Origin of the sequence: Bartonella sp. MU37NMGALS (genome assembly GCF_042194015.1) — a bacterium.
GTDB classification, from domain to species: Bacteria; Pseudomonadota; Alphaproteobacteria; order Rhizobiales; family Rhizobiaceae; genus Bartonella; species Bartonella grahamii.
In genome coordinates, this window is record NZ_JBHIML010000010.1 from 36,959 (window position 1) to 58,517 (window position 21,559).

The window sequence follows — 21,559 nt, forward strand, 5'->3', positions numbered from 1 at the left end:
ACACAAAGCTCCATTACGATGATCATAAATAGCGTAGATCTTTGGAGACCACTCAATTTTAATATCTTCTTATAAAAACCATAAAAGCATAAAGGGCGAGAGTGTGTACCAAAGAAGTTTTCTAAAACAATTCTTGAAAGGAAACATGCATGAAAAAAGATCACCCTCACCCTTTTCCATCTCCTTCAATACAAGAACTTATAGAGCTCTATGAAAAAGCAGCAGCAGAAGTATCAGGCGGAGACTCCCTCCCTAAAGAAACGCTTTCACAAAGCAAAAGGCTGTCATCCATACCGGAAAAAGATGAAGAAAGACAATCTCTTTTAAAAGAAGAAACTGTACATGCATCAACAAATCCAACAACGCTTCTAACAAGAGGCAACTCTACCAAAAGGCAGAAACAACTTGAAACGACACACTCAACAGTTACTTCACAAGTTTCTCAAAAAAGGGCAACAAGAATTCTCTCAGAGGAAGAAATCATTCAATTGCTTCCACACCATTCATTGGTTCAAACATATCGAGAGGAAATCCAACGTTTATCCGCAAGTGCATATGGCGATTCAAATATTTTGCAAGAAAAAATGCAGGAAATTCAAAAAAATCCTGCTGCAGGAAAGGAGCTCTCATGGCGCATGGCAGCCCATCCTGAAAGTATTGCTAAACTTTCAGGCACCAGCACGTTTGGCTTCAAAAATCGAACGCGCAAACAAGCGGAAGAAGATTTTTCCGCCCTTTGCGTCACCGTTGATTGTTATACAAAAGCTGTAAAACAGGCAAGAGAGAGCCTATTGCAATCTCCAGAGCAAGAACTCAAAAACTATGAACGTTTAATGGGAAAGGCAGCAGTCACTGAACTTCTGCAAAAACCAGATCAACGTGAAAAAGAAACTCTTTCAGAGGCAGAAATTTCTACCAAAATTCAACAACATTCAAAAGTCAAAAGGCACTATGCCCAGATCAAATATTGGTGCGAAGTTGTTTTTGGTAACGCAAACATTTTGCAATCACAAGTGGAAACACTTTTTCAAAGCCCTGAAACAATAGAACCACTTGCACAGCAACTTGTCGGAAATCCTCAATCTTTTCACAAGTACGCTGGTGTCAGTCTTTTTGGCTTTAAAAATCAAGCACGCAGACATGCTGAAGCTGGTCTTTCTCACTTAATTGACGCCGCTGACAATTATGCAACGGCTGTAACACAAGTAAGAGAGAGCATTTTGCAAACCGAACAGGCAAAACAAAAGCGCCATGAACCATCTTCTGAACAGGCGCAAGATTTGCATCAACAACAACGCTTATCACAATCTGTTGAACGCACTGAGCATTCAACAGTAACTCGTGAAAAAGCAACAACCTCTACTCAACAAAGAGAAACAGATATTCGTCCTCGCAAAACTGCGATACCAAAAGCGATGGCTTTTGCCACCTAAACAGACATAAGTTTTCACATTGAATTCAACATCTTGGCGCAACACATAGCAAAGATCATTTGCGCCAAGAGAACCGATTATTGTGGAACCATTCAGTTTCATATCCTCTCTCATAAAAGCAAGTGAAAAGCATAAAACAGAATAAAAACCAACGCATATTTTTAAATAGTATTTAAAAACAATATTGGAAGAGTTTGAAAGGAACATGTATGAAAAAAAGAAATCCTTCCCCTTTTATCACCGAAATGATGGAAAAATTTCAACAACAGACTGAACAATCCCCCACCAGAACCCCCCCTCCCCAAATTTCTCAAAGTTTGCCAAAACCAACTGTACAAAAACGCCCAGAAAATTTATCACACCACCCAAAGGTTGCTCCACCGCCCCCCCCACGCATGAAAACCCCAGTGCAAACCAGCACAATACCTCCTAGCACCAAAAAACAAGAGACGCCTCCCCCACAAAAAAACTCCTCTCCGCATACACAAGCAGCGCCACAAAGACCTCCACGTGCAAAAGAGAGGCAACAAAACAAACCAACAGTTCAAGAGCCCCCCTCCCTACAGACAAAAGTGGCTCCGCCCCCTCCTCCACGCATGAGAGAAAAAACACAAACTGGCACAACAATCCCCAGCTCAAAAATCCCCAGTTCAAAAATCCAAGAAAACTCCTCTCCGCACACAAAAGCAGCACCACAAAGACCTCCGCGTGCAAAAGATAGGCAACAAAACAAACCAACAGTTCAAGAGCTCCCCTCCCTACAGACAAAAGTGGCTCCACCCCTTCCCCCACGCATGAGAGACAGAGTACAGAACGATGCAAAAATCCAGAATTCTGAAACACTCTACCCAAGTGTTAGCCCCAAAACACCAACACATATGAAAGTCAGGCAACAAAGTAGTTCATCATCACAAGATAGTGGAACATATGCAGTACCTCCTTCACGAAAACCACACCGTATGGAAAACAGAAAACAAAGCGATGCTGTCATCCCAAAACCTGCCTCTCCACACACAGCAATTGAACAGCCAAAACCGTCTCACGGACAAAAAACATCCATTAATACAATGGAAAGAGAGCTATTGCTCGTAGCATATCAAGAAGAAATACGATTTTTGTGCGAAAAGGTTTATGGCGACCGGCTTATTTTAAATGAAAGAATAGAAGCAATCAAAGAAAACCCCGATATGGGAGAACAGCTCTTATGGGATATTACAGAACGGCCTAAGTCTATTTCTAAGCTTGCTGGTAGAAAAGTTCTTGGCATAAAAAATCATGCGCGCAGAAAAGCTGAAGAAAATCTTCCTACCCTACGTACTGCAATTAACGATTATGTGTATACTTCAAAATATACAAAAAGTGAAAAGATTTCACAAGCTTCTCACACGGAACAACAACATCAGCGACAAGCACAAGAGGAAGAGCCAATAAATCAACATTTACAAAATCCGCTCAACTCAGAAAAGAAAATAAAGCCTCTCTCAAATCAGGAAATTGCCCGCAGAGTTCAACAAGATCCATCGATTCAATATGGTCAAAGAGAGGTCCAATATTGGTGCCAAATTGTTTATGATGATCCATTTGTTTTGCAATATAGACTAGAAGATATGCACAAAATTCCAGAGGTGGGAGAAGAGCTTGTATTTCAAATTGAAAAGGATTCTACATCTTTTGCTCCACTTGCTGGTAGAAAAACCCTTGGCATAAAAAACGGAGCACGCAAAGCCGCTGAAGAAAATATCCCTACCCTTTGTACCGCCATTAAAGATTATGCTGATACAATAAAACAGTTAAGAGAAACTATAGTGCAAAACCATCAGGAAGAGAAACAAAAACGTCATCAACCACTTACCGATCTCGATAAAAAATTACAAAAGCAGCAAAGCTTATCGCAGCCCCCGAAGTTACCTGAACGCTCAACAGCAAAGCGGCATCAAGAGGAAGACCAGCCACATATTCGACCGCGCAGAGCCGAAACATCAAAAGCTATAGCTTTGTCGTGATAAATCTCCTAATTGTTGGCTTTTCATACAAAACTTTGATGCAATTATCTTGCCAAGATTGCATCAAAGACGGTGTATGAAATACAGCAGACTTTGAATAAGACACCCCATTATTTTACAGAATTCATTGATAAAATTTCACGATAATACTTCATAAAAATTACACACTTTAACTTTGTTTCATGCGAATAAGGTCAATTTTTTTCAATCATTAAAATGGGCATTCTTCTTTGAAGAAAACACCATGAAATAATAAAAGGCAAAAAATGTAAAAAAGCTTTCAAAAAATAATGTTATCCTTTGAAAGGAAATATACATGAAAGAAAATACAGAACATTGTGCCTCTTCCATACAGGAAGAATTGCAAGAACAACACCCTGCAATCAGTGCAGCCATTTCAAAGAAAATCAATGAAGCATCGCAGAATTTCTTTTATCCCAATAGCAAAGTGCTTAAAAATAAATACCGCATCAAAGAGCAAGAAATATTAAAGGAACAATGTTGTGATGATGTAAAAAAAGAAATGATAAAACTGCGCCAAGAACCTCTACCTGAGCAGTTTAATTCCTCCTATCTAAAATATCTTCATCAACGCCTCTTTTCCCGTGCATTTGAATGGGCCGGACAAATACGCGAAAAACCATTTACATTTGAAGATGGTACTGTTGCTTCTATGCCCATTTTGAAAAGAAAAGAATTTACAAAACCTTTTGCGATTGGCAGAAAAATACAGGAGGGACTAGAAAAGTTAGATAAAACGCTTGCTGAAAAGAATAATTTACAAGGCTTAACTCGCGAAGAATTCGTTGAACAAGCAGCTGGAATAATGATAGATTTGCACCACTTGCACCCTTTCAGAGAGGGCAATAGGCGCACAAAGAGACTGTTTGTTGAAAAACTCGCTCAAGCAGCAGGACATGAGCTAGACTTTTCTCTTGTGAGCAAAAAACGTAAAGACTTTGTCCGCGCTGCTGCCATGGAACATAGCGATCCAGAGCCTATGAAGCATCTGCTTGAGGATATCTCAAATCCAGAAAAATTGCTCATTTTACAAGAATTTACCAACTCTATGAGAACGCTTGGATTGGATGAAAAAAATTATTATCTCACTGTCGTCGCAAAAGAAGGAGAAACCTATCATGGTACCTACAGAGGCAGTGGACCCAGTGGACCCAATGGCTTCATGCTTGATGCCAATGGGATTTTCATCTTGGGAAATAAAAAAGGTCTCACCCCAGAGCAAATACAGACATTAAAAATCGGTGACGCCCTCTCCTTTACAGCGCCCAAAACTCAAAACCCAGCAAAAAACATTGCTTCCAGAAAAAAAGAGCCGTTCTTACAAACGATGAAATAACTAAAAAGAGCAAAGACAACGCATCCATTCAAACAAAGAAAAAGCTCATTTTTCACCATGGATTGCCCCTCATGCTTTACATGACAGCATTGAAGTTATGTCCCAAAGTTTGCAAGAACAAATGACCAAACCAATTGCTCAATCTGCTTCCTCCATGAGGCAAATGCAAAAAGATTTCCAAAAAAACATTTTACAGACCAGCAATACAGCGACAAATAATCCAATATCTGCCCAAATGACAAAGGAAAAATGCTCTGATCATCAAGAAAGAACAAAACAGCCCCCCAAAAAAGCAACGGCATACTGGGACACTGGTACAAAAAAACGAACACCGTCCCTCTCACCTTACAAGAAAAATTATCCTCATCGCCTGAAACCGAAGAAAATAAGACAATGTACCGTAATTTCTTTTGCCCTAATAGTATCACTTTAAAAAATAAATATGGAATAAAAGACTATAAAAAATTAAAAGTGCAATGTGCCCATGATACAACAAAAGCAATCATTCATCTACGCCAAGAAGCGCCACCGCAAAAACTAACTTCCACATATCTCCAATTATTCATCACACCCTATTTAAAAATACTTTTGAATGGGCCGGACAAACACGGGAAAAACCATTTACATTTGAAGATGTTACCGTTGCTTATATGCCAATGATGAAAAAAGCTGGTATTTTTTGCCCCAGCAAAACAGATACAAGAGGGACTAGAAAATTTAGATAAAACACTTGCTGAAACGAATAGTTTAAAAGGCTTAACCCGCGAAACATTTGTTGAATATGTCACTGAAATGTTGATACAGCTCAACTATACGCATCCCTTCAGAGAAGGTAATGGACGCACACAACGAATGTTTTTTGAAAAACTTGGGCAAGTTGCTGGTCACACACTCGACTTTTCTCTTGTAACAGAAAAACGCATGAATCTTGCCAGCATTGCATCGCTAAAACATAATGATAAGGAAGAGATAAAACATCTGCTTGAGGATATCTCAAATCCAAAAAAAATACTTATTTTAAAAGAATTTATGTACAATATGAAACATCTTGGGTTTGAAAATATTCATCATCATCTTATTACAACAGCGAAAGAAGGTCATACCTATAAAGGCTTCTACAGAGGCAGTGGACCCAATAGCTTCATGCTTGATGCCAACGGGATTTTCATCTTGGGAAATAAAAAAGATCTCACCCCAGAGCAAATACAGACATTAAAAATCGGTGACGCCCTCTCCTTTACAGCACCAAAAGTTCAAAACCAGCAAGAAGTGCTTATCCCCGCAGAAACAATAGCCCCCTTACCAACAATGAAATTACCACAAGGATAAAAAACAACGCATCCATTCAAGCAAGAAGAAAAGAAATCGAAACTTTGTGCCAAATCATTTATGGCAATCGTCATATTTTGCGGGAAAGAATTGAGATGATCCATGAAAATCATACTGAAGGAGAACAGCTCACCTATCAAATTGCCACCTCCCCCAATCTATTTCTAAACTTTCTGGTAGCAATGTATTTGGCATAAAAAACAACGCGCGCGCATGCTGAAGCAAATATTTTGCCCCTCTGTAGAGCCATTGATCGTTATATCAATATTTTTAAACAAACAGAAAGAGACATTCTCCATACCCATCATGTAAAACAAAGGCGGTGTGAACAATCGGTAGAAATGCCTAAGGCTTGGATGAAAAATCTCTTTTCCTTGTCAAAAGCACAACAGCAAGAAACCTTATCAAACTCTCCTGAATTAAGAGGGGAGATAAGGACTTATCTCAAAAAAATCAATGAGCGCTTATCCTCAAGCGAGCATGAAGCTATAAAGGAAAATAATCCTGAAAGACTTGCGAAGAGTCTTGGCACATCAACCGTTAAAGCAAAAGAGATTATGGAAATAGTCAAGCAAATAAAAGAGATAGAACAGCATATACAACCCATGTATTTTTATAACCATAAATTCGATGAGCGCCTAGCACCAAACCAGCATCAATCTATAAAGAAAAATAATAAAAAAAAATGTTCCAACACTCTTAGTAACGAAACAATTAAAGTGCAAAAAATGACAGAAACCGTCAATCAGAGTCCTAAAAGACAAGAAAATATTCAACCTCACAAAACAGAGCACGCAAAAGCAATGGCAATGAATATCTAAAGGATTCATAAACTTTAACTTTTTGCCCTCTCTGATAAAAATGATAGCCTTTACCCGCCTGCTTTCATTGGCAAATCAATCGCACCTCAACGAGAATGGAAACCATGAGAGAACAAATTTATCTTATTTCCTCAGATTTTATCCTCATTAACTGTGAAAAGAAACCTGAACAGGCAAAATGAAAGGATCAATCATTTTTGAAAATGATAATTAATCACTTTCATTGCCTGTCGTGCTAAAAACAGACAAAACGCTGTTGAAAGATCATGTCTTCCTATCCTTTTGTTTATGTAATCTCTAGAACGGGAAGGCAGCCTAATTTGGGGAGAATATAAAGCTGTAAAAGTAAAAACCAATCACGAGCTTTGCCATCACCTTTTAGCTCAGCCTTACGACTTTTAAAAACATCTAAAGTACTGTCTTTTAAATAATGGATAAATAATGAAGATTGCGCATTGCTTCACGCTTTTATTTTATTTGCGTTCTTTAATAGGGTCACGCCCCTCACGTAAAACAGAACGGGTATTGGGTTGTACTATTCACGACATCACACCATAAAGAGGAATTATCATTATAGATCCCCATATGTCCCTTCAAACTGTTATGATATCGCTCCCATATTTCAGTTTGAAAAGAAATTTTAATTATTTTATGGCAAAATAAAAATTGTAATGCAACAGTAAACAAGGAGCATAAAAAAGTCTTCAAGCACCATTGTTGACAGAAAGATAAACACCGTCGTACAACGCTTACAAAAAGTATCCTTGATTGGGATACAGATCAGATTTTTACGATTTAAAACGGTTTATTTCTCCTGTCATCGCTTCTCTTTTACAACAAAACCGATATATCTTTATGACATTGATAAAAAAAATTGCAACAGTTGCTTCCGGAACCCTTATGAGCCGTATTTTTGGCTTCGTACGCGAAATGCTTATGGCAGCAGCGCTAGGGACCGGTCCTGTTTCTGATGCCTTTAACGCTGCTTTTCGTTTTCCCAACACATTTCGTCGTTTTTTTGCTGAAGGTGCCTTTAACGCTGCTTTCATTCCTCTTTTTGCAAAAAAAATCACTGAAGATGGTCAAGAAACGGCATGCAAATTTGCAGAAGAAGTCTTTGGCGTTCTCTTTTCGCTGCTCTTACTGTTAACGATTGCGATGGAACTGAGTATGCCTTTTCTGGTACGAACCATTATTGCCCCAGGTTTTACCGAAGATGCAACAAAATTTAACGCTACAATTCACTTTACTGCGATCATGTTTCCCTATTTAACCTGCATGTCGCTTGCTGCCATGATGGGAGGCATGCTTAATGCTCTGCGACGCTATTTTATTGCCGCCATTGCCCCACTCTTTTTAAACATTATTCTGATTGGTGTACTTGCCTATGCTTGGATTTATAAACTTGACGCTTGGCATATTGGCTTAAATCTCTCTTGGGGTGTATTGGCAGCAGGGCTTCTTCAACTCACCTTAATTGCCCTTGCTTTGCGTCAAAGTGGCATGAAAATATCCTTCCGCTGGCCCCATTTAAGTTCTAATGTTCGCAAGCTATTAACTTTAGCATTCCCAGCGGCTATCACAGGTGGCATCACACAAATCAATTTGCTCATTAATACCAACATTGCTTCTAGTCAATCGGGTGCTGTCTCTTCTTTGATGTATGCTGATCGTCTTTATCAATTGCCTCTAGGCGTAATCGCCATTGCCGTTGCAACCGTTCTTTTACCAGAATTAACACGCGCTTTGCGAAGCAAAAAGCATGAAGAAACCCACCATTTACAAAACCGCTCTATTGAATTAACGCTATTGTTAACACTTCCAGCATCCATCGCTTTTTTGTTGCTCTCCACTCCCATTGTCAGTTTGCTCTTTGAGCGAGGACAATTTACCAGTCAATCAACACATCATGTGGCACAATTACTGGAACTTTATGGACTAGGACTTCCAGCTTTTGTTCTCATTAAGGTCTTTATTCCTAATTTTTTTGCCCATGAAGATACCAAAACACCGATGATTTTTACAGGTATTTGCGTTTTCATCAATATCAGTCTCGCCTTAACATTATTTCCTTCTTTTTCTGCACGAGGCATTGTTATTGCTGAAATTACCTCTGGATGGGTCAACACCTTGTTGCTTTGGGGTGTCCTTCTCAAACGCGGTTATTGGAAATACGACTTCCAACTGATAAAGCGAATATTATGTCTCATGATGGCAACCCTTTTGAGTGCACTAGCCCTCTATTACGGATTGAATGTGTTTGGGTTTTGGTCTTTTCCTTTATCCTCACAAGCATCTTTTTTCTTGCGCGCCAGCACCTTAGCTGGAATCATGCTTGGCATATTCTTGATCTATTTTAGTGTCTATTTTTTATTCAACACTCGTTCATTTTTTCACACGCTTAAAAATTTGAAAAAACGTCCATAATATTTATACTTTGTCAAAAACAATAAAACGAATAACCTTAATTGAAGAAAGAGCACTCCTATGGATACCTTCACACCGCTTGTCTTTTCCGGCGTACAACCGAGTGGTCATTTACATCTTGGCAATTATCTTGGAGCCATTCAGCGTTGGGTTGAACTGCAAAACTCTCATCACTGCCTCTATTGTGTTGTGGATATGCATGCGCTCACCGTCAACCCAGATCCCCTTACTTTGCGCGAATCCATCAGAACAGTGACAGCAGCCTTTTTAGCCTGCGGTATTGATCCTCAAAAACACATTATTTTTAACCAATCACGTGTTTTTCAACATGCTGAACTCGCTTGGATTTTTAATTGTGTTGCCCGTATCGGCTGGCTGCAACGCATGACACAGTTTAAAGATAAAGCAGGAAAAGATCGCGAAAAAGCATCCCTCGGGCTTTTTGCCTATCCCACTTTGATGGCTGCTGATATTTTAGTCTATCGTGCAACGCATGTTCCAGTAGGCGAAGATCAAAAACAGCATGTTGAACTCACACGCGATATTGCACAAAAATTTAACAACGACTATGCACAACGTATTGCCGAATTAAATTTTGGTATCTCTATGCAAACGGATGAAGAAAAAAGGCAATGCTTCTTTCCCCTCCCAGAGGCGCTTATTGGAACAACAGCCACACGCGTTATGTCTTTGCGCGATGGGACGAAAAAAATGTCAAAATCAGATCCTTCAGATTTTTCACGCATTAATTTGACCGATGATGCTGATCTTATCGCAAAAAAAATACGCAAAGCCAAAACGGATTCGGCTCCTCTTCCCGATACCCTGACCGCTTTAAAAGAACGACCAGAAGTGGATAACCTGCTTGGTATTTATGCCGCCTTTGCTAACGTCAGCAAAGAAAAGATTCTTTTAGAATTTTCTGGTCAACAATTTTCGCATTTTAAAACAGCTCTAGCCGACCTTGCTGTCCATAAGCTTGCCCCTATAACAGAAGAATTACGTCGACTGCATCAAGAAAGTGATTATATCGACTCTGTTTTGCGTGATGGCGCTAAACGTGCTAGTATGCTCGCAGAAGAAAATATGAAAAAAATTCGTGAAATTATTGGATTTTTGCACGATACATAAAGATAATAAAACTAAAAACTGTAGAGAGCAAAAAAATCGTTTGTACAAAATAGAGAAAGTGCATGATTTCCAAACCAAAAAATCCGAAAAAAGAACCCAAGAAAAAGAACTTAGTCATTATTGATGAAACACCAGAGTGTCGGCGTGCCGTTGCGTTTGCCGCACAGCATGCCCAAAATACCAATAGAACATTGGTATTACTTTGTGTCGTTGATAGTGTGGAATTTCAACATTTTCTAGGTGTAAACAACGTTATGCGCACAGAATCAACGCAAAGTGCTCATAAAATATTAGGAGGCATTGCCAGTGAAGTCCGCACCACCCATGCGCTTGAAACAGAAATAGTGGTGCGTGAAGGAAAAAAAATTGATGAGATTTCCAAACTGATCGACGAAGATAAAAGGATTGCACTAATTGTTTTAGCAGCCAGTGGACATACAGAAGGACCAGGACCCCTTGTTCAATTAATCGGGAATAAAGGGACAGCTTTTTCAATTCCTGTCATTGTTATTCCTAGCAATCTTGCCGATGACGATATTAGATCTATTGCCTAAAAAATATAATATTCTACAATGTAAGATCTTCCTAATCCTTCATTATAAAAGGAGAGTCTATGTTTATTCAAACTGAAACCACACCAAACCCTGCAACACTTAAATTTCTGCCAGGACGCGTGGTTCTTTCTGAGGGCGTATTAGAATTTCGTGACCCTGAAGAAGCAGCTAAAAACTCACCTTTGGCGGCTAAACTGTTTAATATTCCTAATATCAATGGTGTTTTTTTAGGCTATGATTTTATCACCGTAAGCAAAAAAGAAGGAGAATGGCAACATCTCAAGCCCGTCATTTTAGGCACAATCATGGAACATTTTCTATCCAATGAGCCAGTGATCACCACCAACGCTACAATACAAGCACAAACCCATGCCCTTAACGAAGAATTTTATGACGAAAAAGATGCTGATATTGTCTTAACCATTAAAGAGCTGCTTGAAACGCGTATCCGCCCAGCAGTTGCCAATGATGGTGGAGACATTACTTTTCGCGGATTTGAGAATGGTATTGTTTATCTCAATATGCGGGGTGCCTGCGCTGGATGTCCCTCTTCAACGGCAACCCTCAAACATGGTATTGAAAATCTTTTACGCCATTTTATCCCTGAAGTTTTAGGCGTTGAAGCCATGCCACAATAAATATTGACCTCAATAGGTAAAATAACCACACCGATTGCCCCTCTTCAACAGCGCTCAAACATGGAGTGCAAAAATCTTACGTCATTTTATTCCTGAAATTTTAAAAGTAAGCTATGTAGCCATAAAAATACAGTACTGTTAAAAAAGTCTGTCCAATAATAATACCTTCACTCACCTTTCACCTCCATATATGCCTTAAAAAGATTTCAAAGCCCCTTTTAAGAAGCATCGGTTGTTTCACAACAAACCCAATAATGATATCCACAGAAGTACAAAACATGGGCATGCACTTTAAATTTATTTTGTTTCATAATCTTGTCATGCAATTTTAACTAGGAAAACACGACCCGTTACAAAAAAAGAAAACCCAAAAAAGAAAACATTGTAAGATAGAGTGCCCATTTGCTCCATCTTTCTCACTTCTCCCAACGATAAAATCACGCAAAATACTTCTTGTAGCAGCCAATCAACAAAGATCACATTTTGCAACTTGAATGAGAATTCTGGCATTCTTCTTATTTCAATTCTGTTTTTATTGTATCAATCAAAATCGTCCGCTTACACAGCACAAACTGGATAATAACAAAAACTATTTTTAATAGCTCTTATACACACTTTTTATAAGAGACTGTTGCAGCACTAAAAACTGGAAAATGCATAACCGTACGACCTTATCAAGATCATACCGTCCTTTTTCTATTCTTAAAATCAAGAATTTCCCCTCTATCATTTTCAATCTCATTTCCATAAATATGACGCAAACGGTGGAATTACCTGTAAAAAATAAATACATTTAAGCTAGATCTATTATGATTGTTTGAGAAATTATCTAATAAAAAATGAGAATATTTCTTCAATCCAGCAGGAATAAGTTTGTCTGCTTTACCGCATTGTTCTTCTCATAAAGCACATACTTTTACTGTCGCATGTACGTCAACATCCAACTTCACCCATAACTGCGTATTAAAAGAAAAGACAGAGCCACTATTCCTCTGCGATACATGGCTTTGCAATAAAGGAAAATATATTGCCTCTATCTGATTGGTGTAATCTGTGAAACAACAAAAAAAGCCCATTCGAGAAGAATGTAAAAATAAAAAACCAGCGAAATGCAAAAACAATTGCAAGGGGATAAATGCCTAAACTTTTTTCACAAACTCCGACTTTAAACTCATCTGACCAATCCCTGGAATTTTGCAATCAATGTTATGATCCCCATCCACCAAGCGAATATTCTTTACCTTAGTACCACCTTTTAAAACAGATGAAGCGCCTTTTACTTTCAGATCTTTTATCACCATAACGGTATCTCCATTTGTTAAAATCTGACCATTGGCATCATAAACAGTATTGACAAGAACAGTATCATCGTTTTTTTGTGGCCATTCATGTGCGCATTCAGGACACACAAAATTCTCACCATCTTCATAAGTATAAAGACAATCACAACGAGGACATTTGGGATATTGGGTCATAAATTCCCCTTTTAAAAGAAAAATCATTTGTTATGACTGGTCATAAAGCAAGAAGTACTTATTGTCCATTATTTTAGAAAAACATTTCCCTTTGTTTTAACCTTCATCTGCCAACTGTGTTCATGAATGCTATCATCACATACCATACATGGGTTTATAAAAATGATTGATCATTATATAACTTAAATAAGCCCCCGCATATCATAAAATTTACTCACTTCATTCTCTCTCATAAATGAATCAAAATCATTTTCTTATACATCACCAATACAATTAACGAATGAATAAAAAACAATTAGAAAAGGAACATCTCTGAATAAAAACGCTTCCAAAAAGCTAAAAACTGAGAAACAAGAAAATGATAGACTCAACTTGACCTTTTATTTAAGTAAAGCATTCATAATGTTAGAGAACAAACTGATTTATGATCATAGTTAATGGTTTTGTATATTGAATGAGAGCCAATAAATAAGCTGAGATTCTCTCAACCTCTTTTACATTGAATAAACCAAAGCCTTTTCCTTGCATGTTACAAGTAGGAAGAGCCGTGTAAAACAATTATTCAAAATACTAAATACTCTCAAATATAAGAGCCAACATTGAAAGCGGGCAAAGTGAATGATGGTGCTGGTCTTACTCTCTCATAAGCATAAAAATGGTGCTGCTCAATGGATGGCCGGTTATCCCTTTCAAAAGTAACACGCATAAGATACGTTTTTAGCGTTTTGAGAGAGATGCTTCTTTAAGACAAACATATGAAATGTGTAACAATGATCGTATTTTGTTGTGTATGAGCCCCCCCTATTAAACAAACATTTCTACCAAACCATTAGAAACCATTGGACATAAATTCCCCGATTCTGCCTAATTATAATTACCTACAGTATTCGGTTTTAAGAAGCCCGCAGTTTTAAGAATCCGATTGATATGTAAAAGAGGAAAAACAAAGCGAGCTTGAAAATGGAAGCTCTGCCTTATGGCCAATAAAATCACGTCCCTAAAAACATACCTCATGTGATCAATCATCATACCTTTACAAAAAACATTCCACTGATCTTAGGTGATAATATCAGGGCGATCTCGCCCCAATGCTTGTTGTATATTTAACAGTTTTAGTGCCACCTGTTGCAAAGGTTGGAGAACTTCTTGCGGATTAAAATTGTGTTTGCGCGGATCACTTTCATACTGTTCAAAATAAAGTCGTAAAGTAGCACCTAGCGTCCCTGTTCCCGACAAACGGATCACCAACCGTGCTCCGTTCTCGAAAAAAATACGTATACCTTGCCGCGTGCTAACGCTCTGATCAACAGGATCATGATATGTAAAATCATCTGCTTTTTTGACGAAAAATCCAGCAATTTCAGTTCCTGCATGTGGTAAGTGCGTACGCAAATGTTCTATAAGTTCCAAAGCTTTATCTGCTTCGACTTCTTCATAATCATGCCGTAACGTGTAAAAACGCCCATAGGTGTACCAATGCTGCTGAACTATTTGTGCGACAGTTTTTTCTGTTATCGCTAAAAGATTTAACCAAAATAAGACAGCCCATAAACCATCTTTTTCGCGGATGTGATGAGAGCCAGTTCCAAAGCTTTCTTCACCACAAAAGGTTACTTTCCCCGCATCCAAAAGGTTTCCAAAAAACTTCCATCCCGTTGGCGTTTCAAAAAAGTTTAATCCGTGTTTTTCCGCAACCAGATCAGCAGCACGTCCCGTCGGCATAGAACGCGCTATCCCCACAACACCTTTTCGATATCCTTTAATGAGGTGTGCATGCTCAGCCATAATAGCCAAAGAATCTGAAGGCGAGACAAATTGCCCACGACCAATAATGAGGTTACGATCTCCATCACCATCAGAGGCTGCGCCAAGATCTGGTCCTTGCTCTGACATCAATAAATCATAAAGAGCCTTGGCATAAACCAAATTGGGATCCGGATGACCGCCTCCAAAATCTGGCAAAGGAATACCATTAACCACCGTCCCTTCAGAAAATCCTAAGCATTTTTCAAAAATTTCATGAGCATAAGGCCCTGTTACCGCATGCATAGCATCAAACCGTAAAGTAAGACCTCGAGCGACGGCCTTGGCAATACAGTCAAAATCAAAAAGCTCCTGCATCAAAGCAACATAATCAGCGACAGAATCAATAATATCAATCCGCATGGCTCCCATAAAGATCGTACCTTGCCTATCTAAATCAATATCTGGTGCTTCAAGAATTTTATAAAAGGAAAGACGTTGCGATGTTGCAAAAATAGCATCACATAAAGAATTAGAAGCGGGTCCACCATTGGAAACATTGTATTTAATACCACAATCTCCCTCTGGACCACCAGGATTATGGCTTGCAGAAAGAATAAGTCCACCATGGGCATGAGTTTTACGAATAAGATGCGAAACAGCAGGTGTAGAAAGAATACCGCCCCTTCCCATTTTAACACAAGAAACACCATGCGCCGCTGCCATCTTCAACACAATCTGAAGGAGAGTACGATTAAAAGTGCGCCCATCGCCCCCAAGAATCAACATTTTTCCTTCAAGAGGTCCAATGTTATCAAAAAGAGACTGTATAAAGTTTTCTACATAATGAGGTTGTTGAAAAACAGACACTTTTTTGCGCAAACCAGACGTTCCCGGTTTTTGCCCCTCAAAAGCCGTGGTCAAAACTGTCTTTATGGTCATGTAAATACCTTCATATTCTTTCCTTTAATTTTAAGGTGAAGAGTATCCAAAGTCGACCATTAATTCTACTTGACGGAAGTGTGAAATATTTGCACACTCGTTAGAAGTCAGAATTTTTAAAGAATCCCTTTTATTTAAACCGTTCTTTCCGATATGCTTTTAAAGACAAAAGCTGTTTTAAAACGAAATTTTTGTAAAAAATATAGGAGCATCCTTATGATGAAAAAAACTGTTCCCAATGTAACATTCCATACACGTGTCCGAGATGAAGTGGGTGAAAATAATTCTTATCGGTGGCAAGAAGTTAACAGCGATTCTTACTTTAAAGGAAAGCGTGTTATTCTTTTTTCTCTTCCTGGAGCATTTACCCCTACTTGCTCAACCTTTCAGCTGCCTGACTTTGAAAAACTCTATGATGAATTTAAACAAGCGGGTATTGATGAAATTTATTGCCTTTCCGTCAATGATGCTTTTGTCATGAACGCTTGGGGAAAAACACAAAATATCAAAAACGTGAAATTAATTCCTGATGGCTCTGGTGAATTCACACGCAAAATGGGTATGCTGGTTGCAAAAGACAATGTTGGTTTCGGCATGCGATCATGGCGCTATGCTGCCGTTATTAATGATGGTGTGGTTGAGCAATGGTTTGAAGAAGCGGGTTTTTCAGACAATTGCATGACAGATCCTTACGAAGTCTCTTCACCACAAAATGTTTTAAAAGCTTTGAAAAGCTAATTCCGCCCCCAAAGTCGTCCATTTAAACAAAATTTAACGACACAAATTTCCTTAGTAAAGAAAATTTGTGTCGTTTGTATTTTTTGAAACATCTATTTGTCAAAGCAGACACTATAATTTGGTTGAGCGTTTTCGGTAAGAAAATATCCCAGCAATAAATTTTTAATAGGTATTTCACGTTTTAACTGCTTTGAAAAAACTTTGTGTCAAACAATAATTTGATTTATAAAGATAATTTATAATTTTTCATGTCGAATGAGAGGCACTGAATATCATAAGATTGTTTTATTTTATCCCTTCTTATATTGAATCTCTTAAAACTATTTTCTTGCTCATTAGCACGTGAGATTGGCATATGAATAAACGGTTAAAAAGAGTATAAATGCGTCTCATAAACGCTCTAAAACACAAAAGCTATGAACATCATTACTGCAAGCTTCACAAAAGCATCAAGAAAAAAATATGGTATAAAAACGGCTCTGCATAAATAACCGTTCATGAAGAATATTAAATAAAAACAGATCCCGTAAACATTCCAATTCACATACAATAAACAGATTCATTGCTGTTTTAATAGTCATTTATTCTAAGCTTTTATTTTTCTCTAAGAGAAAAACAGTTAAAGAAGGCGTCTATTTGGATATTCTACCATAAAGTGTTTTTTCATTTCTTCCTCTTCTATCTCTTCCTCTTCATCGAGCTCAAAATCTTCATCACATTCAGGAAGACCAAAAATATCTGGATTAATGAAATAACAATATTTTTTTGTCCCCTTCGCTACAATTTTATTCTCTTCTAATTCTTTGATACCTTCTTTAAAACTTTCAAAATTAAGATATTCTGGTTCTTGAATTGAAAGATCACAAATCAAAAATTCATTGAGAGTATCCTCATCTAATCTTACCTGATCAAACCATAAATCCACATCATCTTCATCTGACATTTTCCCTACTTGCCACAACATCACAAAAAATGCTTTCATACCACTAAATGACAGCCCAAAAATCATACGCCGGCTATCGGACGCTCCTGAAAACGTAATTTGCGGAAGATCTTCAAATCCGAAATTTGAAGGAGGAAGTTTAAATGATTTTCCAATATCTTCAGATTTTTTCAAAATAAAGGGATTTCTTTCATATAACACTGTAAAATCATATTGGGCCATTTTCATTTCTCCGTAAAAAATTGATTTGTTATAATAAATGAATAATTTCAAATGGTTTTCATTATAATCTCTTATAATGCCTCCCATATTTTTCCTTTAAAAATTGTCTGATTTAAGTTATTCGTTGCTTTTGAAACTAAAAAAATCTTCTAAAATAAAACTCTTGAGATTTCTTTCATCTCTCATGGATGTGAGATTGTAGACTGCCGACAATAAAACAGTAGAAAATATGATATCAGCAAATGAGAATTCAAAAATTAAATCCATATGAATGAATGATGATCAATATTGCTATAAACTATTGGGTTTCTGTTATTGATCATCAATTTTTCTAAACAGGGTTGCGTCAAGGACCTCAAATGCTTCAGTGTCCAGTATTTTGCTTTACGAAGGTGCTTACCTCGCGTCCTCAAAAGCATTTTCACCTTTAAAAATTGCTTTTATGCCGCAGGAACTTTAAAAAAAATAACACGATTTTAAGAATATCTAAACAAGTAAAATACAAATTCTGAAAATTGAAGAAGAAATGTTCAAGCTTTTCCTAACAATTTCTTTCACAAAATTTTTATCATTATCGTTTTTGGGCTGCCAAAATATCTTGTACTGTTTGAACCAATTGCTCTTCATCAATCATCACTTGCGCAGGACGGCTTTCACGCCATGTTTGATTATCTTTGATCTCATGAGACAAACGCGCTCCTTCAATCAAATCTTTAATCTGTATTTTCCCGCTCTCACGCTCTTGTGAACCTTGGATAACCACACAAGGCGCTTGACGTCGATCTGCATATTTCATCTGCGCTTTAATTCCCGATGCCCCCAAATAGAGCTCAGCACGAATTCCCGCATTTCGCAATTGCATCACCATTTTTTGATAACCAGCAACCGCCTCTGGTTCTTTATCCATCCTCAGTACCACAACCGGCCCTGTTGTGTCCTTCATAGGCAACTTTCCAAGATTTTGCAAAGCAGCGATCAAGCGTGAAACACCGATTGAAAAACCTGTTGCCGGAATATTTTCACCACGAAAGCGTGCCACCAATCCATCATAGCGCCCACCACCACCAACGGAGCCAAAAACAACTTTTTGCCCATCATCATTGAGAACATCAAAAAGCAATGCCGCCTCAAAAACAGGTCCCGTATAATATTCCAATCCACGAACCACCGAAGGGTCAATTTTAATGCGATTGTGATAACCATTAGCGACAAAGATTGCTTGCATTTCCTCAAGCTCGCGAACCCCTTCAAGCCCCTGAGCACTCTGACCAACGACTTGTCTGAGAACATCAAGGATTTCTTCTGCCGTTTTTGCATTTACAGTCAGTAAAGAAAGAATACACTCAATCTCTTTATCCTTAAGCTCGGCCCCTTTTGTAAAATCACCACTTTCATCCAAACGCCCCTTGCTCAAGAGCAAACGCACGCCTTCAGGACCAAATTTATCCAGTTTATCCATTGCTCGAAGAACAGTTAAGCGCCTTTCAATCTGCTCCCTTTCCCCTAAACCAATCAATTCTAAAACACTTTCCAGAATTTTTCGGTTATTCAAGCGAATGGCATAATCATGCTGGTGAAACCCTAACTTTTCCAAACTGTCTGCTGCCATCATACAAATTTCGGCATCCGCTGCTACCGTTGGTGTTCCAACAATATCCGCATCAAACTGCATAAATTGCCGAAAGCGCCCTGGTCCAGGTTTTTCATTGCGAAACACAAAACCAAGACGATAACTGCGATAAGGCTTTGGTAACGTTTCAAAATTTTCAGCAAAATAACGAGCAAGAGGAGCAGTTAGATCATAGCGCAAAGACATCCATTGCTCATCATCATCTTGTAGCGAAAAAACGCCCGCATTTGGACGATCTTCATCAGGTAAAAACTTACCCAAGACATCCGTATATTCAAAAATTGGTGTTTCCAGTGCCTCGAAGCCGTAAAGTTCATAAACTTCACGAATTTTTGTAATCATTGTTTCAGTTGCATACAACTGTGCACTTGTACGATCCATAAAACCACGGGGTAAACGGGCTTTGTTTTTTTCTTGTTTCAATGACATGTTATTCTCTAACAACAATATGTATTCACAGATAACGTGTGTCTATCTTATAGAAACAAACGCTGCAATGACTTTATCAACCTAGAAACTTTTAATAACATGTTAGAGTCCTTTATTTTACAAAAACAATATTCTCAAAGAGCCTACCCTTTAAGATGAGTCATAGCCTTTAAACTAAAACGTCCCCAAAACGAATACACTCTCTAAGCCCTCTGATGGCTCATATTTTAGCACTGTTCAGGTATTTCTTGCATTTTCTTCCTTTATCCCGACTTCATTAAAACAATTGTTCATATATTCTCAAGATTTCTGCATTTTTTTTCAAACATTTGCTTCCCGTTTTTGGTCCTCCCAATCCCAACAGAAAATAAGAAATACATGAACACTTTTTGAAAAGATCAAAAACAACTCTTGACTTTAGATAAAGCAAATCACTTTTTGAAAGAAGTATCTGACTTAAAATTTGATAAGCCCCCTTCTTTCATAAGAGCTTTTTTTATAAGAGCTTTTTTTCTTTGATAACTTAGCAAAAAACTTTAAGATAGAAGCGTATTTTTAGATTGCTCGGCAAAATCATGAATAACATTTTTTAAATCAACACTATTTCGACCAACCTGTGTAATCGATCTTGAAATGGAAGGAATAAGATTCTGCCATAGCCTTTGAGGAAACTGCTGAGTTAATTGTGTTATTGTTCCCCCTTGAGCCCCAATACCAGGAACGAGAAATAAGTTATTTTCTAACTGTTCGATTGTATCTTTTGCTTCATTGCCCAATGTTGCTCCAATCACTGCCCCAATAGGACCAACATGATGATATTGACTTGAAGATTGGCTATTATATTCAAAAATACGCTGTGCCAAATGAACAGAAACTGTTTGATCACCAATGCGCGCATTTCGAATGTGCCTTCCCTCTGGATTCGAAGATTGAACAACCATAAAAACAGCCGTTTTTGTTTCTTCTGCAATCTTTATTAAAGGAATGAGAGCATCAAATCCTAAAAAAGGATTGACTGTTATAGCATCTGCTTTAAACGCACTGCTTGAACCAAGCCAAGCTTTACCGTAAGCCTCAGCGGTAGAGCCAATATCCCCTCTTTTCGTATCAACGAGAACCAACAAACCTTGTGCCTGTGCATTTTCAATAAGCTCTTTGAGAATTTGAAGCCCTTCCACCCCATATAACTCAAAAAATGCGGCTTGAGGTTTTATCATCCCCACTTTACCCACAACCGCTGCTAAGAGAATATCACAAAAATCTTTTAGACCTTTATAATCACAGCTTAAATTCCATGATTGCAAAACTTTATGACTCGGATCAAAACCAACACAAAGCGGTCCATATTTCTCACTATTTTTAAAAAAAGCTGAACAAAACATTTTATATCCTAACACGGTCTGTCTTTAAACTTTTTGATACAATCAAAAAGAAAAGCATTTGTCAAAAGAATACAATGCTGAAAACACAAAGAAAGAGCTCTCTATACAAAGTGTGCTTTTATTTGTGAAAGAATATAAACAAAAAAAACATCCATATTATTTTGTTCAATGAACTCATAAATCCCAATAGCGTGCCTTGTCGTTTTTACACCCCTTTTTTATGATCAACAAAAACTCTCTATGAACGTGCTTTAAACAAAAGTTTTAAAAGAAAATGCCCTACCATAATGATCACCGTCTTGTGTTCGATGTTTTCTGTCCTTTTTGGCGCATATCTATTCACTTTTGGAACATAATTGGCA

17 protein-coding genes and 1 pseudogene are annotated in these 21,559 nt (G+C 37.9%); 12 read left to right on the forward strand and 6 right to left on the reverse strand.

Annotation, left to right across the window (positions count from 1 at the left end; genetic code table 11):
- Window positions 1-149: 149 nt before the first annotated feature.
- From ACFIJP_RS06525 to ACFIJP_RS06555, 7 genes are all read left to right on the forward strand, one after another.
- Complete coding sequence (locus tag ACFIJP_RS06525; protein WP_375626400.1) at window positions 150-1,433, forward strand: BID domain-containing T4SS effector; 1,284 nt, start codon at window positions 150-152, stop codon at window positions 1,431-1,433.
- A gap of 209 nt (window positions 1,434-1,642) precedes the next feature.
- A complete protein-coding gene (locus ACFIJP_RS06530; RefSeq protein WP_375626402.1) occupies window positions 1,643-3,436 on the forward strand; it encodes a BID domain-containing T4SS effector in 1,794 nt (597 codons plus the stop codon).
- Between the two features lie 316 nt (window positions 3,437-3,752).
- The gene (locus ACFIJP_RS06535) at window positions 3,753-4,793 is read left to right on the forward strand and encodes a Fic family protein (RefSeq protein WP_375626404.1); all 1,041 of its coding nucleotides are present in this window, start codon (window positions 3,753-3,755) and stop codon (window positions 4,791-4,793) included.
- Between the two features lie 97 nt (window positions 4,794-4,890).
- Complete coding sequence (locus tag ACFIJP_RS06540; RefSeq protein ID WP_375626406.1) at window positions 4,891-5,226, forward strand: hypothetical protein; 336 nt, start codon at window positions 4,891-4,893, stop codon at window positions 5,224-5,226.
- A gap of 263 nt (window positions 5,227-5,489) precedes the next feature.
- Window positions 5,490-6,122: a Fic family protein gene (locus ACFIJP_RS06545; protein WP_375626429.1), complete on the forward strand. Its 633-nt coding sequence runs from the start codon at window positions 5,490-5,492 to the stop codon at window positions 6,120-6,122.
- 14 nt (window positions 6,123-6,136) lie between these two features.
- Window positions 6,137-6,319, forward strand: coding sequence for a BID domain-containing T4SS effector (locus ACFIJP_RS06550; RefSeq protein ID WP_375626431.1), 183 nt, complete (start codon window positions 6,137-6,139; stop codon window positions 6,317-6,319).
- A 33-nt stretch (window positions 6,320-6,352) separates the two neighbouring features.
- On the forward strand, window positions 6,353-6,943 hold the full coding sequence (locus ACFIJP_RS06555; protein WP_375626408.1) for a hypothetical protein: 591 nt from the start codon (window positions 6,353-6,355) through the stop codon (window positions 6,941-6,943).
- 289 nt (window positions 6,944-7,232) lie between these two features.
- Here the strand turns inward: ACFIJP_RS06555 and ACFIJP_RS06560 are convergent.
- Window positions 7,233-7,464: pseudogene (locus ACFIJP_RS06560) on the reverse strand (integrase); the annotation flags it as partial.
- A gap of 334 nt (window positions 7,465-7,798) precedes the next feature.
- On the opposite strand from ACFIJP_RS06560, the gene murJ reads away from it, so the two are divergent.
- From murJ to ACFIJP_RS06580, 4 genes are all read left to right on the forward strand, one after another.
- Window positions 7,799-9,370 (forward strand): murein biosynthesis integral membrane protein MurJ, encoded by a 1,572-nt coding sequence (gene murJ, locus ACFIJP_RS06565; protein ID WP_375626433.1) that lies wholly within the window; start codon window positions 7,799-7,801, stop codon window positions 9,368-9,370.
- A 60-nt stretch (window positions 9,371-9,430) separates the two neighbouring features.
- Window positions 9,431-10,501 carry a tryptophan--tRNA ligase gene (gene trpS, locus ACFIJP_RS06570; protein ID WP_375626410.1) on the forward strand — a complete coding sequence of 357 codons (1,071 nt, stop codon included), beginning with the start codon at window positions 9,431-9,433 and terminating at the stop codon, window positions 10,499-10,501.
- A 62-nt stretch (window positions 10,502-10,563) separates the two neighbouring features.
- Window positions 10,564-11,055 carry a universal stress protein gene (locus tag ACFIJP_RS06575; RefSeq protein WP_375626412.1) on the forward strand — a complete coding sequence of 164 codons (492 nt, stop codon included), beginning with the start codon at window positions 10,564-10,566 and terminating at the stop codon, window positions 11,053-11,055.
- Between the two features lie 59 nt (window positions 11,056-11,114).
- Complete coding sequence (locus ACFIJP_RS06580) at window positions 11,115-11,693, forward strand: NifU family protein (protein WP_015856727.1); 579 nt, start codon at window positions 11,115-11,117, stop codon at window positions 11,691-11,693.
- 1,139 nt (window positions 11,694-12,832) lie between these two features.
- Here the strand turns inward: ACFIJP_RS06580 and ACFIJP_RS06585 are convergent.
- Window positions 12,833-13,168 (reverse strand): zinc ribbon domain-containing protein YjdM, encoded by a 336-nt coding sequence (locus ACFIJP_RS06585; protein WP_375618296.1) that lies wholly within the window; start codon window positions 13,166-13,168, stop codon window positions 12,833-12,835.
- 1,056 nt (window positions 13,169-14,224) lie between these two features.
- Window positions 14,225-15,853 carry an alpha-D-glucose phosphate-specific phosphoglucomutase gene (locus ACFIJP_RS06590; protein ID WP_375626415.1) on the reverse strand — a complete coding sequence of 543 codons (1,629 nt, stop codon included), beginning with the start codon at window positions 15,851-15,853 and terminating at the stop codon, window positions 14,225-14,227.
- Window positions 15,854-16,069: 216 nt separating this feature from the next.
- Between ACFIJP_RS06590 and ACFIJP_RS06595 the strand changes: the two genes are divergently transcribed.
- Window positions 16,070-16,591, forward strand: coding sequence for a peroxiredoxin (locus ACFIJP_RS06595; protein ID WP_375626417.1), 522 nt, complete (start codon window positions 16,070-16,072; stop codon window positions 16,589-16,591).
- Window positions 16,592-17,210: 619 nt separating this feature from the next.
- On the opposite strand, the gene ACFIJP_RS06600 is transcribed toward ACFIJP_RS06595, so the two are convergent.
- The 3 genes from ACFIJP_RS06600 to pyrF all read right to left on the reverse strand — a co-directional run bounded on the left by ACFIJP_RS06600 (window position 17,211) and on the right by pyrF (window position 21,197).
- Window positions 17,211-17,756 (reverse strand): replication protein, encoded by a 546-nt coding sequence (locus ACFIJP_RS06600; RefSeq protein WP_375626419.1) that lies wholly within the window; start codon window positions 17,754-17,756, stop codon window positions 17,211-17,213.
- Between the two features lie 571 nt (window positions 17,757-18,327).
- Window positions 18,328-19,815, reverse strand: a complete 1,488-nt coding sequence (gene hisS, locus ACFIJP_RS06605) for a histidine--tRNA ligase (RefSeq protein ID WP_375626421.1) — start codon at window positions 19,813-19,815, stop codon at window positions 18,328-18,330.
- A gap of 536 nt (window positions 19,816-20,351) precedes the next feature.
- Complete coding sequence (pyrF, locus tag ACFIJP_RS06610; protein ID WP_375626423.1) at window positions 20,352-21,197, reverse strand: orotidine-5'-phosphate decarboxylase; 846 nt, start codon at window positions 21,195-21,197, stop codon at window positions 20,352-20,354.
- Window positions 21,198-21,559 lie beyond the last annotated feature (362 nt).

Excerpts from the sequence above, each read along its gene's own strand:
- ACFIJP_RS06575 (WP_375626412.1), top strand. The coding sequence starts at position 10,564 with ATGATTTCCAAACCAAAAAATCCGAAAAAAGAACCCAAGAAAAAGAAC.
- ACFIJP_RS06540 (WP_375626406.1), top strand. The coding sequence starts at position 4,891 with ATGTCCCAAAGTTTGCAAGAACAAATGACCAAACCAATTGCTCAATCT.
- trpS (WP_375626410.1), top strand. The coding sequence starts at position 9,431 with ATGGATACCTTCACACCGCTTGTCTTTTCCGGCGTACAACCGAGTGGT.
- ACFIJP_RS06535 (WP_375626404.1), top strand. The coding sequence starts at position 3,753 with ATGAAAGAAAATACAGAACATTGTGCCTCTTCCATACAGGAAGAATTG.
- murJ (WP_375626433.1), top strand. The coding sequence starts at position 7,799 with ATGACATTGATAAAAAAAATTGCAACAGTTGCTTCCGGAACCCTTATG.
- ACFIJP_RS06525 (WP_375626400.1), top strand. The coding sequence starts at position 150 with ATGAAAAAAGATCACCCTCACCCTTTTCCATCTCCTTCAATACAAGAA.
- ACFIJP_RS06590 (WP_375626415.1), bottom strand. The coding sequence starts at position 15,853 with ATGACCATAAAGACAGTTTTGACCACGGCTTTTGAGGGGCAAAAACCG.
- ACFIJP_RS06600 (WP_375626419.1), bottom strand. The coding sequence starts at position 17,756 with ATGGCCCAATATGATTTTACAGTGTTATATGAAAGAAATCCCTTTATT.
- pyrF (WP_375626423.1), bottom strand. The coding sequence starts at position 21,197 with ATGTTTTGTTCAGCTTTTTTTAAAAATAGTGAGAAATATGGACCGCTT.
- ACFIJP_RS06580 (WP_015856727.1), top strand. The coding sequence starts at position 11,115 with ATGTTTATTCAAACTGAAACCACACCAAACCCTGCAACACTTAAATTT.
- ACFIJP_RS06585 (WP_375618296.1), bottom strand. The coding sequence starts at position 13,168 with ATGACCCAATATCCCAAATGTCCTCGTTGTGATTGTCTTTATACTTAT.
- ACFIJP_RS06595 (WP_375626417.1), top strand. The coding sequence starts at position 16,070 with ATGATGAAAAAAACTGTTCCCAATGTAACATTCCATACACGTGTCCGA.
- ACFIJP_RS06530 (WP_375626402.1), top strand. The coding sequence starts at position 1,643 with ATGAAAAAAAGAAATCCTTCCCCTTTTATCACCGAAATGATGGAAAAA.
- hisS (WP_375626421.1), bottom strand. The coding sequence starts at position 19,815 with ATGTCATTGAAACAAGAAAAAAACAAAGCCCGTTTACCCCGTGGTTTT.